Origin of the sequence: Lacihabitans sp. LS3-19 (assembly GCF_024343575.1) — a bacterium.
In the GTDB taxonomy this organism is placed as follows: Bacteria; Bacteroidota; Bacteroidia; order Cytophagales; family Spirosomataceae; genus Leadbetterella.
Window position 1 is genome coordinate 373,791 of the sequence record NZ_RJUA01000127.1, and the last position, 17,164, is coordinate 390,954.

A 17,164-nucleotide genomic window follows, 5' to 3' on the forward strand; every position below is an offset into this window, starting at 1 on the left:
TGTTATTTATCAATAAAAAATATTAATTTTCGCAGTTTTCTGTTTAACCCTAACCTAAACATTATAAAACTATGGAACAAATCATCGGTCCATTGACCAAACTCGGGCGTTTTCTTTTAGCTGTCCCGATGGCAATTTTCGGAATTTTACATTTTATGGCAGCTGACAATATGGCTCCAATGGTACCAGTACCCGGCGGAGTTATTTGGGTGTACATTACTGGCGTTGCTTTGATTGCTGCGGCTGTGAGCATTATCATGCAGAAAAAAGCCAGATTAGCCTCTACTTTGTTGGCAATTCTACTTTTGATTTTCGTATTTGCTATTCACTTACCAGGAGCAATGGCTGGTGGAGATGGAGGACAAATGTCGATGATGAGCCTTTTGAAAGATTTAGCAATTGCTGGCGGAGCACTAATATATGCCGGCACTCAACCTATTGAATAATTATTTACCCTGTATTTTTACCCCTAAACCTATATAAATATAATACATCTCAAATTTTTGAGGTGTATTTTTTTTGTTTTCAAAAAGCATAAACCAAGAATTTACTATATTTGAAAAAACAATTCAACCCAATATTATGAAACCTTCAAGAAGAAAATTCATTAAAAACATAGGCGGTGTAGCGGCACTTTCTGGCATTAGCACTATTGCCAAACCCTTCAATATCATTAAAAGTTTAAATATTAGCCCAAACGACAAAATACGCATTGCCACAATTGGTATGGGTATTCAAGGGAATTATGACACAAAAGCGGCTTTGAAAAACGAAGGAATTGAGTTTGTAGCGGCCGCTGACCTTTACACTGGTCGGCTGGAGCGAGTAAAACAAACTTTTGGTAATGAGGTTTTTACTACAAGAGATTATCGAGAAATTTTACAAAGAAAAGATATAGACGCAGTGTTGGTGGTAACACCTGACCATTGGCATGACAAAATAGCCATAGAGGCACTAAATGCAGGCAAAAACGTTTATTGCGAAAAACCAATGGTGCAAGCCATAAACGAAGGCTTGCCGGTTATAAACGCTTGGAAAAAATCCGGTAAAACCATGCAAGTTGGCAGCCAAAGAATTAGTGGAAGTGTGTTTCAAGAAGCCAAAAAGATTATAGCTGCTGGCGATATTGGAGCTATAAACTATATAGAATCTAACAATGACCGTTTTAGTGCTATCGGGGCATGGAACTATTCCATACCAACCGACGCCTCACCTTCAACGGTTGATTGGGATACTTTTTTGAAAGACACCGCCAAAATGCCTTTTGATGCAAATCGGTTTTTCCGTTGGAGAAATTACAAAAACTATGGCACAGGTGTAGCTGGAGACCTTTTTGTGCATTTGATAACTGGTGTCCATTACGTGGTTGACTCAAAAGGGCCCAACCGCATTTATGCTTCTGGCGGTCTTAGATATTGGAAAGAGGGTAGAGATGTGCCAGACGTTATGGTAGCAATTTTGGATTATCCAAAAGACCAGACGCACGATGAGTTTCAAATGGTTTTAAGGGTGAATTTTGCCAATGCAGGCACCATTAACAACAATACAAGAATAATTGGAACCGAAGGTCAGATTGATTTTTCAGGAAATGGCTTGACTTTAAGCAAAAAGAAATTACCAAAAGCCCCAGGATTTGGCAATTACGACAGTTATTTTACATTTTCTGAAGCACAACAAAAGGAATTTGAGAAAGAATACAATGCCCGATATTCCGAAGCCGATAAAGTAGGTGAACCCGTAAAAGAAATAAAATTCACCGCTACACCTGGCGATGATGAACATAAAAACCATTTTGCAAATTTCTTCGAAAACGTTAGAAAAGGTAGCCAAGGCACTATCGAAGACCCAGTTTTTGGTTTCCGAGCGGCAGCTCCGGTTTTGGCTTGCAACGAAAGTTATTTCCAGAAAAAAACCATCAATTGGGATCCTGTGGGGATGAAGAAGGTGTGAAGAAAATTTCTTAATTAAAAAATCCAACTTAAAAATATTTAAATGAAATCTTTTTTGATTCAAACATTTGCAATTTTTTGTTACCTAAATTCATTTTCCCAAAATCCTCCAATAAAATGGGTAAAGTACTTTAATAACGTAAATCGTGTATATGACATGGCTTCAACACCGGATAATGGAGCTATATTTTCAATTAGTACTTATGAAAGCCCTTGGTATCAAAATTTATGCGAATTTAATTATAGTGCGAAAGATATTTTAGTAAAAGTTGATAGTACTGGTTCGATTCTCTGGAAAAATTGCCTTCCAAGTATTCAAACTTATCAAGCCAATTTTGGTCAAATAGTATCAAACATTGATTCAACATTTTTTCTAATAACTACAAATTCTACCGGAACCATTAGTAAATTTGATAAAAATGGGAACGAGATATTTACTAAAAATTTAAATTCCAATGGTTTATGCTACTTTAACTACTTATCTTCAAATGTTAAGGTTTTTAACGGCTATATTTATTTAATCAATGCTGGCTTTAGTCCTTCACTATTTAAACACTTTTTGCAAAAATATGACTATAATGGTAATTTAATATCTCAAATATTCTTACCTCAAATTACAAATGCAAACAATGTATTTATAGGATCCTCCAAAATTGATATATCTCTGAATGGAGATGTATTAATATCAACTTATGCAAACACACCAAATTCTAACACAGCAACAGACTTATTAATTCTTATGTTGGACAATCAACTTAATTTAACTTTTTCGAAGCAAATTGACAGATATGGAATAGACATACCTTGCGGAATTAGTTTTTTAAATAATGGAAATATTTTTGCTTCATTAGAGGATAATTCCAATAATACAAATCATTTCGAAATATCATTAAATAATGGAGATATAGAAAATGAGATAATTGAAACTTCAAATTATGGATATTTACACTCTACTTTATTCCCAAATACTCTATTTAAAGACTTTGATTCAAATATAGTCCTGTGTAATTCTGGTAAATTTAAAAAATACAATACAAACAATAATAGTTACAAACTAAATCGAATAATGCATTCAGGATTAAATTTAAAAAAAATAATACCAACAAAAGACAAGACATATATAGGGATTTTTGATGTAGATTATTTTGGAGTAGATGGTTTTCCAAAACCCATTTCAAACTATGGGATGTGTTTAATTAAATTTGAAAAAGAAAATAATTGTCCTTTAAATTTTAGTATTTCTAATCATTTTAAACACAATTTTGTCTCAAGTTCAATTAATTTAGCCGCTGAAAGTAACCACTCTGTAAATACGACAACAAACTTATTTGCTGAAAAAACAATAACTTTAAATCCTGGTTTTTTCCTTCCTTTAGGAGGTATTTTAAATGCTGAAATACAAAATTGCCCTCATTACTAGAAAACAATTTAAATAAGGACAGAAAATGGATTGACATAGAAGTCATTAACCCTAAAATTTATTACATTGTACTTTTTACTTAATAAACATTAGATGCTTTATTTTAAAATGAAATGTTTAATTGGAATCGAAGTTTACATATTGTTAAATATTTCTCTTTTTATTAAAATTTCAAATTAATAAATCATTTTTTAACAAACCAAATCTAAAATCATGAAATCAAACCGTAGAAAATTTCTTCAAAATATTAGTGTAGGAACTGGTGCCGCAATTGTGGGCTTACCAAATATTTCAGAGGCGGCTCAAACTTCTGGATCTGAAGACTTTTTAAAACCCAAGGGTTCTCAATTATTCAACATGTGTGGCTATGCAGCTCCAAAAATGGATAAAGTGAGAATTGGCTTCATTGGACTTGGCAATAGAGGTTCTGGAGCGATAAAACGATATATCAGAATAGAGGATGCAGAAATAGTGGGTCTTTGTGATAAAGACGCTACGAAAGTTTCTAAAAGCCAAAAGGTAATATCGGATGTTGGCTTGCCAAAAGCCAAAGAATACAGTGGAAATGATGGATGGAAAGCTATGTGCGAAAATCCAGATATAGATTTGATATACATCTGTACCCCTTGGAGTTTACATACTCCTATGGCTGTTTATGCAATGAATCATGGTAAACACGCTTGCACAGAAGTACCTGCAGCCAAAACTATTGACGAATGTTGGGAATTGGTGGAGACTTCAGAAAAAACTAAAAAACACTGCATGATGTTGGAAAACACCTGCTATGATTTTTTTGAACAACTTACATTAAACATGGCCAGAAATGGAATGTTTGGCGAACTTGTTCATGCCGAGGGTGCATATATTCATAATTTGATAGATTCCAATTTCAGCAAAACAGCCTATTCTGATATGTGGCGTTTGAATGATAACATGGATAGAAATGGAAATCTCTACCCAACCCATGGCTTAGGTCCAATAGCCCAATGTTTAAATATCAATCGAGGTGATAAATTTGACCATTTGGTTTCTATTTCTTCGAATGATTTCCAAATGGGACAAATGGCAAAAGATTTGGCCTCAAAAGACGATTTCTTTAAAGAATATGTCGGAAAACCTTTTAGGGGTAATATGAACACCACCATCATTAAAACCAATAATGGAAAGACGATTATGCTTCAGCATGATGTAACGTCAACACGCCCTTATTCTAGAATTCATCTTTTAAGTGGTACTAAAGGAGCCGCCCTAAAATATCCTGAACCCGGAAAAATAGCTTTGGGAGAAGATTGGATGAGCGAAAAAGAACTAAAAGAGATTGAGGAAAAGTTCACCACGCCTTTGGTAAAATACATAGGAGAAGTAGCTAAAAAAGTAGGCGGCCATGGCGGCATGGATTTTATAATGGACTGGCGTTTAATTGATTGCTTAAGAAATGGACTACCTTTAGACGAAGATGTGTACGATGCCGCCTCTTGGAGTGTAATAACGGAAACTAGCGAAATGTCCGTTGCAAATAGAGGAAAAACTGTAGATATCCCTGACTTCACACGAGGTGCATGGAAAAACAACCAACCCGTAAGTTTAACTCTTGAAGGAGGAGGAAATACGGGGGTAAGAAAGGTTTAAAGCAGATATAGCAAAAAGAATTTCGAAGTTGAAATTCTTTTTACCAATTTTCTACTAAATGATTAATTTTATCTAAAAGAAACTGGGTTTTAGGGCCAATTCCTCCTTTTCCTATTATATGCTCATCAATTTTTGAGATAGGCAAAACTCTTTTGGTCGTACTTGTAGTAAATACCTCCTCTGCATCTAACGTTTCTTGAAAACCAACAGAACGAAGCTCAATTTCAAAATCATTTTTAGCCAATTCTAAAACTGTCCTTCGGGTGATTCCTTCTAAAATATTTTTGTCAGGCGTAATGAGTTTATTTCCATTAATTATAAAAACATTGCTTCTGCTCAACTCACTTATTTCTCCATTTTTATGAAATAACACATCAGCCGCTTTTTGCTCTTTCAATTCACCTTGAAGTATCATATAGTGCTTATAATCAATGCTTTTTATAGTTGGCAAATCTCTAACATATTCATAAGACATTACTTTTATACCAGTAAGATATTCAACAGGAGATGCAAAATGCAAACTCTCTGAAATTATCATTAAATTGGCTTTGGCGGAGGTAACTGAATCAAAAGTATAACCACCTGTAAGTAAAAACCTAATAGCAACTTCCCCTTCACCATGCATTTGGATAAGAGATTTCACAACTTCAAAAGCCTCATTTTTAGAAATAGGATTTTCAATTTTCAAAAGCTTTGCCGATCGTTCGTATCGTTCCCAATACCAATCCCATTGAAAAGGTTTCTGATTATAAGTTCTAAAATAATCGAATAATCCATAGCCTCTCATTAGGCCGAGGTCATTGATATTGATTTGCGTTTTGTTCGCTTCAGTTATTGTTCCGTTAAACCAACAGTGATGCATGATTATTGAAGTTTTCTGTATTTAATTCTTTTAGGCGTCAAATCATTCCCCATTCTCTTTCTATGATTTTCTTCGTATTCGGAGAAGTTGCCTTCAAACCAAACTACATTAGAATCTCCTTCAAAAGCCAAAATATGTGTCGCTACTCTATCTAAAAACCACCTATCGTGGGTGATAACCACAGCACAGCCTGCGAAGTTCTCAAGGCCTTCCTCAAGGGCCCTTAATGTATTCACATCCAAGTCGTTAGTCGGCTCATCTAATAACAACAAATTCCCGCCTTCTTTCAGCATCATTGCCAAGTGAACTCTATTTCTTTCTCCACCTGAAAGCACACCTATCTTTTTTTCTTGATCAGAACCTCCGAAATTAAATTTACTTACGTAAGCTCTTGCGTTCATTTGTTTATTACCCAACATCACCCAGTCATTGCCTTCTGAAATCAACTCGTAAACTGTCTTGTTTGCGTCTAAACTATCATGTTCTTGATCTACATAAGCCAGTTTTACAGTTTCACCTACATCAAAAGTACCTTCTAGTGGTTTTAATTGCCCAGTTATAAGTTTAAACAAAGTGGTTTTACCTGCTCCATTGGCTCCTATTATGCCCACAATTCCTGCTGGCGGAAGAGTAAAGTTCAGGTTTTCATATAAAAGTCTATCTTCAAAACCCATTTTTATACCTTTGGCCTCAATAACTTTATTACCCAATCGCGGTCCTGGCGGAATATACAACTCTAATTTTTCGTCTCTTTCTTTGACGTCTTGATTTAATAAATTATCATAAGCACTTAGTCTTGCTTTAGATTTCGCCATTCTTCCTTTTGGCGACATCCTTACCCATTCAAGCTCTCTTTCCAAAGTTTTTTGACGCTTCGATTGCGACTTTTCTTCTTGAGCCAATCGATTTTGTTTTTGCTCCAACCACGATGAATAATTACCCTTCCATGGTATGCCTTCTCCCCTATCCAATTCCAAAATCCAGCCAGCAACATTGTCCAGAAAATACCTATCGTGCGTAACTGCAATCACTGTTCCTTTGTATTGATTCAAGTGTTGCTCCAGCCATAAAACAGACTCAGCATCCAAGTGGTTGGTCGGCTCATCAAGTAGCAGAACATCAGGCTGTTGCAAAAGCAACCTGCACAAAGCCACTCGCCTTTTTTCACCTCCTGAAAGAGTACCTATTTTAGCCTCTGATGGTGGACAACGAAGGGCGTCCATAGCTCTTTCAAGTTTACTATCTAGCTCCCAAGCATCTAGTGTATCGAGCTTCTCTTGTACATCGCCTTGGCGTTCCATTAGTTTGTCAAAATCAGCATCAGGATCTGCAAAAGCTTCGTTTATTTCATCGAATTCTTTCAGCAGGTTTACCGTTTCTTGAACACCTTCCTCTACAATTTCTTTTACCGTCTTGTTTGGATCAAGCTGCGGTTCCTGCTCAAGCATACCTACAGAATACCCGGGCGAGAAAACAACTTCGCCATTTATGTTTTTATCTATACCTGCTATTACTCTCAGCAAAGTGGATTTACCAGATCCATTAAGTCCTAAAACCCCGATTTTAGCTCCATAGAAGAAGGATAAGTATATATTTTTAAGTACTTGTCTTTGCGGTGGAATGATTTTACTCACACCAGCCATAGAAAAGATTATTTGTTCGCTCATATTAAAGAATAGTTAAAAAAAGAAGGCTTAATGTTTTTTTTTGCACAAATATCGCAAGCTTACTTTGTAATATGCAAAAAAACAACGATTTTTACATTTTTAAAACCATTTATTACATACAAAAAGTAGCCACTCCTTAAATTATGAAAGGCGTTACATTAGAAAACGAATACGCTTACATCCTTGATAGTAAGGTATTTTTAAAAGGGTACATGGACATGCCCGACCGACAAATTGGCGAAGTGAAAAGAACTGAAGAGGAAGCTTTCCAGTACTTCGTTAACCGATACGACATAGCCGTATCTAAGGTGAACCAACTTGAATCTGAAATTGAGGAAGCTCAAAACAAAGGTTCTTATCTTACTAAATTGATTCAATTGCGTAAAAGATTGTTGAATTTTGATGGTATTGGAAACTTCATTCCATTACTTGAAAAACTTGATGTATTGGAAGGCGACTTGACTTCATTGATTGGAGAAAATCAATCGACAAATCTAGAAATCAAAAAAGCGTTGATCGAAGAGGCAAAGCCTTACGAGCACAGCGAAGATTGGAAAGATACTGCCGACATTCTTCAAGAAATTAGAACTAAGTGGATAAGAACGGGGCCTGTCGAGAAAGAACTTAACGAACAGATTGAAGAGGATTTCAAATCAATTCTTGATACTTTTTATCAAGCAAGAAAAGTATTTTTTGAGGAACAAAATCGAATTATCGATGAAAGAATCAATAAATATAACGAACTTATTCGTAGAGGTGAGGAACTACAAAGTAGAACTGACTGGGATGAGGCTTTCTTGGACTTGAAAAATATGCAGACGGAATGGAAGATCATTGGTGATATTCCCCCGAAAGTATTGAAAGTTTTGTATAAAAACTTCAAGAAACCTACATCGTTATTTTACGATAGATACTGTAGATCAAAAGGTATTGTGCCTAAGCGTAGAATTGATCCAAGGATTGAAGCCCAAATGAAAATGGTGAAAGAAGTTGAGAAACTTGCAGAATCAGAAGATATGGTTTCAGCTACAAACAGAGCTAAATATCTATTGAACGAATGGAAAACCATCAGGGTTCCTGCACACGTTGCAGATAGAAATGTTGCGGAGAGGTTTAGGGCAGCTTGTGATAAAATATTCGAGCTTAGCTATTTACATAAAGTTATTGCTCGTAAATATCCAACTTTCAGTTTCTTGAGCGACAAGCAAAAAGACCTTACGAAGTACCGTGAAATGGAAAATATCGTGAGACGTGCTAGAACTGACTTGGATGACTTGATTCATAGCTATGACAGCCAAAGTTCAGGCTACGAAATGGATCAAATGATGCAGTCGAACCTTAAAACTCAAAAACGTAAGCTTTTGATGAAAGAGGTAATACTTGAAGAATTGAGACATAAAGTTGCTACATTATAATAGTAAAAAATAATTTAAAGGTGATAGTTTTGATACACATCAAAGCTGTCACCTTTTGTTTTACCATAAATTCAGAATATGAAGAAAATAGCCATAATGCAACCTTATTTTTTGCCTTATATCGGCTATTTCCAACTTATAAATGCTGTTGATGAATTTGTGATTTATGACAATATTCAATTTTCGAAAAAAGGCTGGTTTCACAGAAATAGAATTTTGCAAAACGGGAAAGATGAATACATTACTTTACCCTTAAAAAAAGACTCTGACTATCTAGATGTAAATCAGAGATTCCTAAGTGATACGTGGGAGACCGAAAGGGAGAAACTCTTTAGAAAAATTAAAGAAAACTATCGAAAAGCTCCATTTTTTGAGAACACAATTGACTTTTTAGAAAAAATTCTCTTTTTTGAAGACAAAAACTTATTCACCTTTTTGGCTAATTCTCTTACGCTTACCTGCAACTATTTAGAAATAAGGACACCAATTATTACTTCTTCTACACTACAAATAGAGCATAGCTTAAAAAGCCAGGACAAAGTTTTGGCTATTTGCAAGGAGATTAAAGCAACTAAATATATAAATCCAATAGGAGGTCTTGAACTGTATCAAAGTTCAGATTTCCAGATACAAAACATTGAACTCAGTTTCATAAAATCCAAACCCATTGAATATCTGCAATTTGGAAAAGAATTCGTGCCTTGGCTTTCAATTTTGGACCTTTTAATGTTTAATGATATTACGAACATTCAAAAATGGCTAGGTGAATTTGAAGAAATAAGAATTTAATAATATGAATAAGAAAACCAATGTACTAGTTTTTCCGTGTGGAGCCGAAAGTGCTTTAGAAATCCACATTGCCCTAAAAGATGTAATGAATATTCGTCTGGTAGGTGCCTCTGGAAAAGAAGATCATGGGAGAATGGTGTATGAAAATTATTATGGCAATTTTCCAAATATAGTAGAGCCCAATTTTATTCAAGAACTCAATAATTTAATAGAAAAAGAGTCAATAGATATTATTTTACCAACGCATGACACCATTTTGGTCTATTTGGCCAAGCATGCTGGCGAAATAAATACCAAAATTGCGGTTCCCGGCTTGGAACAAGCGGAAATATGCAGAAGTAAAAAACGAATTTATGAGCTTTTCAAAAAATTTGATTTTTGTCCAACTGTATTTCCAACTTTAAGCGACATAAAAGAATACCCAGTTTATGCAAAATTAAACGAAGGGCAAGGTAGCAAAGGAGCGTTTATTGTAAAAAATGAAAAGCAATTGTTGGATTTGCCAGATTTGGATAACTATGTAGTTACAGAGTTTTTGCCAGGAGAAGAACTCACCATAGATTGTTTTACGGATAGACATGGAAATCTACAATTTGTTGGACCAAGAATCAGAAAAAGAGTGCACGATGGAGTTTGTGTAAACAGTACCACAGTACCTGCAACAGACGAAATCAAAAACATTGGCAAGATAGTTTCTGATAAAATTGGCATAAGAGGTGCATGGTATTTCCAACTTAAAAAAGATGTAAATGGAAAATATAAACTCTTGGAAGCATCTTGCAAAGTTTCTGGAAACATGAATGTTTTCAGAGGCTTGGGCGTGAACTTCCCAATGCTTATGATTTACGATTATTTGGATTATGATGTGGAAGTATTTTCAAATGATTATGTTTTGGAAATGGATAGAGCACTTTATAGCAGGTATTCACCAAAATTCGAGTATAATACAATTTACATTGATTTTGATGATACCATCACAAAAGAAGAGAAAGTAAACGCCAACGTAATGCAGTTTCTGTATCATCAAAAAGCAAAAAACAGAACCATTAAACTAATCACAAAACACCAAAAGGATATTTATAAAACTTTAGAAGATTTGGCGATTCACAAAGGTATTTTTGATCAAATAATACATTTAAAAATGGATGATGAAAAGTATAAGTATATAACAGAAAAAGAAAAGGTGATTTTTGTGGACAATGCATATGGAGAAAGAGCAAAAATCAAAAAAACATTAAATATTCCGGTTTTTGATGTGGATGCCTTAGGCACTTTGATAGATTGGAAAGAATAAAAAAGAGCCAAATCGGCTCTCTTTTTATTCAAAACTTCTTAAAAATCAGTCTTTAGTGAATTCTCCTGAAACTTTAATTACAACATCATCGCTTAAAGTTGCTCCAGAAGTACCAACTCCATATGAAATTCTATTAATTGTACCAGAAGCTGTTATTCCCATCATCATTTTTTTGCTTCTTGGATTTTCAATTGGCCCTTTAACTATTGCTGTCAAAACCAATGGTTTAGTAACACCATGCATCGTAAGGTTACCATTGATAGTTACATTTTGACCTTTCCCTTTTTTAATTGAAGTGCTTTTGAAAGTTAAAGTTGAAAACTTAGCAGCATCAAAAAAGTCAGGACTTTTCAAGTGCCCGTCTCTCATTTCGTTGCCAGTATTTATACTTCCTACCTCTGCCGAAAATTCAAATAATGCATCAGAAAAATCTGCTTTTGAAGAGGTCATTTTTGCATCATACACTTTAAAACTACCATCAACATCAGAAATCATCATGTGTGTAATAGTGAAGGCTACATTTGAGTGAACTTTGTCCAAAGTCCAAGTTTGTGCGAAAGTTGAAAGGGATAAAAATCCAGCTACAAAAAATAAAAATACTTTTTTCATTTGAAAATATTATTAAAAGTTTAAACAATTAATGTATATACATTTATTAATATTGTTTAGTTCAAATGTTTATAAATAAATTGAAAAATTCATTTTTTGTGAAAAAATGAAGGTTTTATGGCATATAGTCGTATTTTTAAGTTTATTTGTAAATACAATTTCATCAAATAATAATTTTTCAAACCCTATTAAATAATATTAAATGTTAAACCTATTAAATTTTGAGCCTGGAATCGACGAAAAAATTGACAATGCTTTTGCCCCAATAGCCAATGCATGGGAATCATTAATCTTGTATGGTGTACCTATCACTGAAGGCAAATCTATGCCAATAGTAGTGATTTTATTGGTATGCGGTGCGGCGTTTTTTACTATTTATTTTGGATTTATAAATTTAAGAAAAATACCATTTGCAATAAAAGTTGTAAAAGGTGAGTATGATTATTTAGATCAACATCCTGACCCAAATGATCCAGACTTAAATATTGTAGAAGGAGACATAGTAGATACTATAAAAGACGAATCAAAACATGGTGAAGTAAGTCATTTTCAAGCCTTAGCTACAGCAGTATCGGGAACTGTAGGCTTAGGAAACATTGCTGGTGTAGCTGTAGCTGTCGGACTTGGAGGACCAGGGGCTACATTCTGGATGGTTATTTGCGGCCTTTTGGGTATGACTTCAAAATTTGTAGAATGTACACTAGGCGTAAAATACAGAGACATTGATAGCAACGGAATAGTACACGGTGGACCTATGTATTATTTAAAGAAAGGCTTAGCAGAAAAAAACTTAGTTGGTTTAGGAAAATTCTTAGGTGCTCTTTTTGCAGTACTTTGCGTTGGGGCGTCTTTTGGTGGTGGAAATGCTTTCCAGTCAAATCAGGCAACTCAGCAGATAACTACTATGTTTGCTCTAGATGGGGGAGCTACAAAAACAATTATTGGTGTAATAATGGCTGCTATAGTTGGTGTAGTTATCATAGGAGGTATTAAAAGGATTGCTCAATTCACTGAAAAGATTGTGCCTTTTATGGCCGTTTTATATGTTTTAGCCTCTTTGGTAATTATTGGTTACCACTACGATTTTATTGATGATGCATTCGGGATGATATTTAGCCAAGCTTTTAATCCTCAAGCTGGAATGGGAGGTTTAATAGGCGTATTAATTGTAGGATTTCAAAGAGCTGCTTTTTCAAACGAAGCCGGAGCAGGTTCTGCGGCAATTGCTCACTCGGCAGTGAGAACTAAATATCCAGCATCAGAAGGAATTGTAGCACTTTTGGAGCCTTTCATAGACACTGTAGTTATTTGTACGATGACAGCCTTGGTAATTATCATGTTTAATCAAGACAACATATTTACTTATGGCGGAGTCGGTGGACAAGTTGTATTAAATACCACGGGCCAATCAATGGGCGGTGTTGATTTAACTGCAGCTGCTTACGATTCTGTTATTCCTCATTTTTCGTATGTACTTACTATCGCAATCGTTCTATTTGCATTTTCTACCATGATTTCATGGTCATATTATGGCTTACAATCGTGGAAATACCTTTTTGGCAAAAGCAAACAAGCAGATTTAGTTTTCAAAATCTTATTTCTGCTGTTTGTAGTAATCGGTGCAGCAGCAAAACTTGACTCGGTGATAAAGTTTTCAGATGCCATGATCTTAGCCTTAGTTTTTCCAAATATGATTGGCCTGTTCTTTTTATTTCCTAAGGTAAAAGAAGAATTAAATAGATATTTAAATGCTATAAAGGCAAAATAAAAAGCATAGGTAATCAGCCTCTTCTTACATTTTACCATTTAATAAAAAAAGACTAATTTTGCAGAATAAACCAATTTGAATTGAATAAAAGCTTTTTAGTCTTTTTTTGTTTTACCTTATTAATATATTCTTGTAAAGAAACTCCTACTCCTCTAGCTCCATTGCCAATTCCTGACCCTACAGTGAAATTAGGGCAGACAGAAATAGACATCCAAGAAATTCACTCTCAATCAGCGGGGAGTTTCAATTTCAAAAAGAAAGGTCCTGGTTTAATTAAATACGAAGCTACTTCAAACAAAAATTGGCTGATTATAGACAATCCTAATGGAATTTTAAAATTGGTATCAGATACTGTAAGATTTCATGTAAAAATGCCTTCGGAGGAGTTAATTGAAGGAGAAAATGCAGCAATTATTACGGTCAAAAATTCAATAAATGGTAAAGAAAGCTCTGATATTATTTTTAATGTAAAAGGGACTTTCAAACCTACAATTTTACAAAGTAACACTACCTTAATTGAACTCGGAACTATAAAATCTTTTTCTAAAAGTAAAATAATACTTTCAAAAACAGGATTAGAAGACTTAGAATATCTGGCAAGTACCGACCAGCCTTGGCTAAAAATCAATAAAACTCAAAATTCAAAAATAACGCTAGATAGCTTAGAAATCGATATTGATACTGAAAAAATATCAGCTGGAAATTTTGAAGGGTTTATCTCAATTTTACCCAAAGTTTTAGGGCAAGTTGGGAAAACAATTATGGTAAAAATCACGGGAAATTATGACGATACAATTAGTGGCGAAATACAGGGACACACACTTAGCAAAGACGAAACTTGGGCTGGAATGATAAATTTAAACGGCTCAATTGTTATACCTAAGTCAAGAAAATTAACAATAAAGCCTGGAACAATTATTAATATCAAAAACACGCTACCGCTTTCAACAATTACATGTGATGGTAAATTGTTTAGCAATGGAGACATTAATAATATTATTGAAATGAAATCTTCGGATCCATTGGGAACAAATAGCGATTGGAATGGATTAATCTCAAACGGAGAAATAGAGCTGTCTTATTCTACTATTAAAAATGCAAAAAATGCATTAAGCTTTGAGTTCTTTACGACTTCATCAAGTTCGATTCCTCCAAAAATCCACCATGTGCTTTTTGACAAAAATTTCATCGGAATATTTGATTACAAGACTACTGCGAATTCTTCCATCTCTAATGTTACTTTTAGAGATACTGAATTATTTAGTATAAAATTTTACAGCTCAAAGAATACCACCTTGGAGTCTTGCGAATTCCTAAACGATGTGTGTTATATTGATTTGGACATTTCGAGTAACAATGGTATTTACAATATTAAAAACAGCAATTTCACTCAAAAGAAATTTTCACATCAAAGTCATATGGAAGTAATTTCTGGATTTCAATTTAATACTATAAATACAGAAAATTGCTATGGACTAAATACGATAAACGGAATTTGGACTGGTGGAAATATTTTATCCAATAACTCTGACCTAAGCACTCCTAACTTAAACATTGGCTGTGGGTTTATAAACAAATATCCTGCAAACGGAAGAAAAAAATATGTGAAGTAGTTTACTTCACATATTTGCTAAATGTTTCTAAAAATCTATCTGCTTCTTCTTTTTGAAGTGCCAAACTTGGCAGTAATCTGATAGTATTTGCACCCGCAACTCCGGTAAACATATAATCGTCAAAAAGTAATTTGTTTCTTATTTCAGAAACGGGCTGTTCGAGTTCAATTCCTATCATTAAACCCTTACCTCTCAAGTCTTTGATATTTTTGAATTTGCCTAATTCTTCAAATAAATAATCACCTAGTAAAGCTGCATTTTCAATCAATTTTTCTTTTTTAATCACATCCAAAACCGCGATAGAAGCAGCACAAGCCAAATGATTCCCTCCAAATGTAGTCCCCAAAAGCCCATGTTTGGCTTGAAACTTTGGTGAAATCAAAATTCCACCCACAGGAAAACCATTGCCCATACCTTTGGCAACTGAAACAATATCTGGTTTGATTTTATAATGCTGAAAAGTAAAAAACTTACCCGAACGACCATATCCACACTGTACCGAATCATGTATAAAAACAGCTCCAGTCTTATCACATGAAGTTCGGATAGCTTTCATAAATTCCTCTGTCGCAACTTGTATCCCCCCTACGCCTTGAATACCTTCAACAATAACTGCACAAGTTTCATTGTCAATAGCATTTTTTGCAGCCTCGGCATCGTTAAATGGTACAAAAACCACGTGATCTGCAAAGTTTAAAGGTGCCTTAATACTTGGATTATCAGTAACCGCCACTGCTGCCGAGGTCCTGCCATGAAAACTTTTCGTAAATGCAACAACTTTGGTTCTGCCAGTATGAAAAGAGGCTAATTTTAATGCATTTTCATTGGCCTCAGCACCTGAATTCGCCATAAAAAGACTGTAATCTTTCAATCCAGAAAGCTTACCCAATTTATCTGCAAGCTCATCTTGCAAAGAAATCTTGACAGAATTTGAATAAAAACCAAGGTTTTTAAGCTGCTTACTTACTTTCCTTACATAATGCGGATGAGAGTGACCAATGGATATAACCGCATGTCCGCCATACAAATCTAAATATTCTTGTCCTTTATCGTCCCAAATTTTGCTACCCAATGCTTTTACAGGCTCAATATTGTTTATAGGATATACATCAAATAATTTCATTTCTTCTTATTTTTTAAAAACCAACACTTTTTAATTTCAAACCTTCAGTTTCATCTAATCCAAAGGCAAGATTCATATTTTGAACAGCCTGACCCGAAGCCCCTTTTACCAAGTTATCAATAATAGATGTAATCAATAATTTACTTCCTTCTTTTTGCAATTGAATTAGGCATTTATTGGTATTTACCACTTGTTTCAAATCTATCGGGCTTTCAGAAATATGACAGAAAGGATGCTCTGAATAATACGATTCAAATATTTCCTTTGCTTCTGCTAAAGTACCCTCAAAGTTCAGGTAAACATTGGCCATTATGCCGCGAGTGAAGTTACCACGATAGGGAATAAAATTTATTTCCTTATCAAAACCACTTTGCAATTGAGACAAACTTTGGCCAATTTCAGCCAAATGCTGATGGGTGAAGGCTTTATAAATAGATGCATTATTGTTTCTCCAACTAAAATGCGTGGAAGCACTCAGCGACTGCCCAGCTCCAGTAGAACCAGTAACTGCACTAACATGTACCTCATCTTTAATTAAACCATTGGCAGCCAGAGGCAACAAAGCCAGTTGAATAGAAGTAGCAAAACAACCTGGATTTGCAATTTTTGTAGCTTGTCTTATTTTATGGCGATTGAGCTCAGGCAAACCGTAAACAAAACCTTCTGTCTCGTTTCTAAAATCCGTACTCAAATCTATTATTTTCATGTTAGAAGGCACATCATTTTCAGCCAAAAACTTTGCAGATTGACCATGTCCAGAGCATAAAAAAATCACATCTACTGTGTCAAATGCCAAACTTTCAGAAAATAACAAATCAGTGTCTCCTAATAAATCTGTGTGAGTACTTGAAACTGGCTTGCCAGCTTGACTTTGAGAATTGACAAATACAACTTCAGCAAAGCGATGATGTATGAGAATTCTTAGAAGCTCACCACCTGTGTAGCCTGCTCCTCCTATGATTCCAACTTTTATGGAGTTCATTAAATATTATGATTATTGAATAAAAAAATAGATTAAACCGAAAA

Annotated in this window: 14 protein-coding genes; 9 read left to right on the forward strand and 5 right to left on the reverse strand. The window is 34.6% G+C overall.

All coding sequences use genetic code 11. The annotated features are described in order from the left end of the window. Positions 1-71 precede the first annotated feature (71 nt). The 4 genes from EGI22_RS22180 (at position 72) to EGI22_RS22195 (ending at position 4,998) form a co-directional block, all read left to right on the forward strand. Positions 72-446 (forward strand): DoxX family protein, encoded by a 375-nt coding sequence (locus tag EGI22_RS22180; RefSeq protein ID WP_255070749.1) that lies wholly within the window; start codon positions 72-74, stop codon positions 444-446. A gap of 136 nt (positions 447-582) precedes the next feature. Then, on the forward strand, positions 583-1,950 hold the full coding sequence (locus EGI22_RS22185) for a Gfo/Idh/MocA family protein (RefSeq protein WP_255070751.1): 1,368 nt from the start codon (positions 583-585) through the stop codon (positions 1,948-1,950). A 42-nt stretch (positions 1,951-1,992) separates the two neighbouring features. Then, positions 1,993-3,369: a hypothetical protein gene (locus tag EGI22_RS22190; RefSeq protein ID WP_255070753.1), complete on the forward strand. Its 1,377-nt coding sequence runs from the start codon at positions 1,993-1,995 to the stop codon at positions 3,367-3,369. 213 nt (positions 3,370-3,582) lie between these two features. After that, on the forward strand, positions 3,583-4,998 hold the full coding sequence (locus EGI22_RS22195) for a Gfo/Idh/MocA family protein (RefSeq protein ID WP_255070754.1): 1,416 nt from the start codon (positions 3,583-3,585) through the stop codon (positions 4,996-4,998). A gap of 40 nt (positions 4,999-5,038) precedes the next feature. On the opposite strand, the gene EGI22_RS22200 is transcribed toward EGI22_RS22195, so the two are convergent. Both EGI22_RS22200 and ettA read right to left on the reverse strand, forming a co-directional pair. Further along, positions 5,039-5,860, reverse strand: a complete 822-nt coding sequence (locus tag EGI22_RS22200) for an aminotransferase class IV (protein ID WP_255070755.1) — start codon at positions 5,858-5,860, stop codon at positions 5,039-5,041. Positions 5,861-5,862: 2 nt separating this feature from the next. Continuing rightward, the gene (gene ettA, locus EGI22_RS22205; protein WP_255070757.1) at positions 5,863-7,527 is read right to left on the reverse strand and encodes an energy-dependent translational throttle protein EttA; all 1,665 of its coding nucleotides are present in this window, start codon (positions 7,525-7,527) and stop codon (positions 5,863-5,865) included. Between the two features lie 143 nt (positions 7,528-7,670). On the opposite strand from ettA, the gene EGI22_RS22210 reads away from it, so the two are divergent. The 3 genes from EGI22_RS22210 (at position 7,671) to EGI22_RS22220 (ending at position 11,025) form a co-directional block, all read left to right on the forward strand. Then, positions 7,671-8,942 carry a DUF349 domain-containing protein gene (locus EGI22_RS22210; RefSeq protein WP_255070760.1) on the forward strand — a complete coding sequence of 424 codons (1,272 nt, stop codon included), beginning with the start codon at positions 7,671-7,673 and terminating at the stop codon, positions 8,940-8,942. Between the two features lie 78 nt (positions 8,943-9,020). Further along, positions 9,021-9,731 carry a WbqC family protein gene (locus tag EGI22_RS22215; protein WP_255070762.1) on the forward strand — a complete coding sequence of 237 codons (711 nt, stop codon included), beginning with the start codon at positions 9,021-9,023 and terminating at the stop codon, positions 9,729-9,731. Positions 9,732-9,735: 4 nt separating this feature from the next. Beyond that, complete coding sequence (locus EGI22_RS22220) at positions 9,736-11,025, forward strand: ATP-grasp domain-containing protein (RefSeq protein WP_255070763.1); 1,290 nt, start codon at positions 9,736-9,738, stop codon at positions 11,023-11,025. Positions 11,026-11,070: 45 nt separating this feature from the next. Here EGI22_RS22220 and EGI22_RS22225 read toward each other — a convergent pair whose 3' ends face one another. Then, entirely contained in the window at positions 11,071-11,634 is a 564-nt protein-coding gene (locus tag EGI22_RS22225) for a YceI family protein (RefSeq protein WP_255070764.1), read from the reverse strand. 202 nt (positions 11,635-11,836) lie between these two features. Between EGI22_RS22225 and EGI22_RS22230 the strand changes: the two genes are divergently transcribed. Both EGI22_RS22230 and EGI22_RS22235 read left to right on the forward strand, forming a co-directional pair. Then, positions 11,837-13,402 carry a sodium:alanine symporter family protein gene (locus EGI22_RS22230; RefSeq protein WP_255070765.1) on the forward strand — a complete coding sequence of 522 codons (1,566 nt, stop codon included), beginning with the start codon at positions 11,837-11,839 and terminating at the stop codon, positions 13,400-13,402. A gap of 80 nt (positions 13,403-13,482) precedes the next feature. Then, positions 13,483-15,015 (forward strand): hypothetical protein, encoded by a 1,533-nt coding sequence (locus tag EGI22_RS22235; protein WP_255070766.1) that lies wholly within the window; start codon positions 13,483-13,485, stop codon positions 15,013-15,015. A 1-nt stretch (position 15,016) separates the two neighbouring features. On the opposite strand, the gene EGI22_RS22240 is transcribed toward EGI22_RS22235, so the two are convergent. Together EGI22_RS22240 and argC are read right to left on the reverse strand one after the other, a co-directional pair. Next, a complete protein-coding gene (locus EGI22_RS22240; RefSeq protein WP_255070768.1) occupies positions 15,017-16,138 on the reverse strand; it encodes an aspartate aminotransferase family protein in 1,122 nt (373 codons plus the stop codon). 13 nt (positions 16,139-16,151) lie between these two features. Next, a complete protein-coding gene (gene argC, locus EGI22_RS22245; RefSeq protein WP_255070770.1) occupies positions 16,152-17,120 on the reverse strand; it encodes an N-acetyl-gamma-glutamyl-phosphate reductase in 969 nt (322 codons plus the stop codon). Positions 17,121-17,164: the final 44 nt, after the last annotated feature.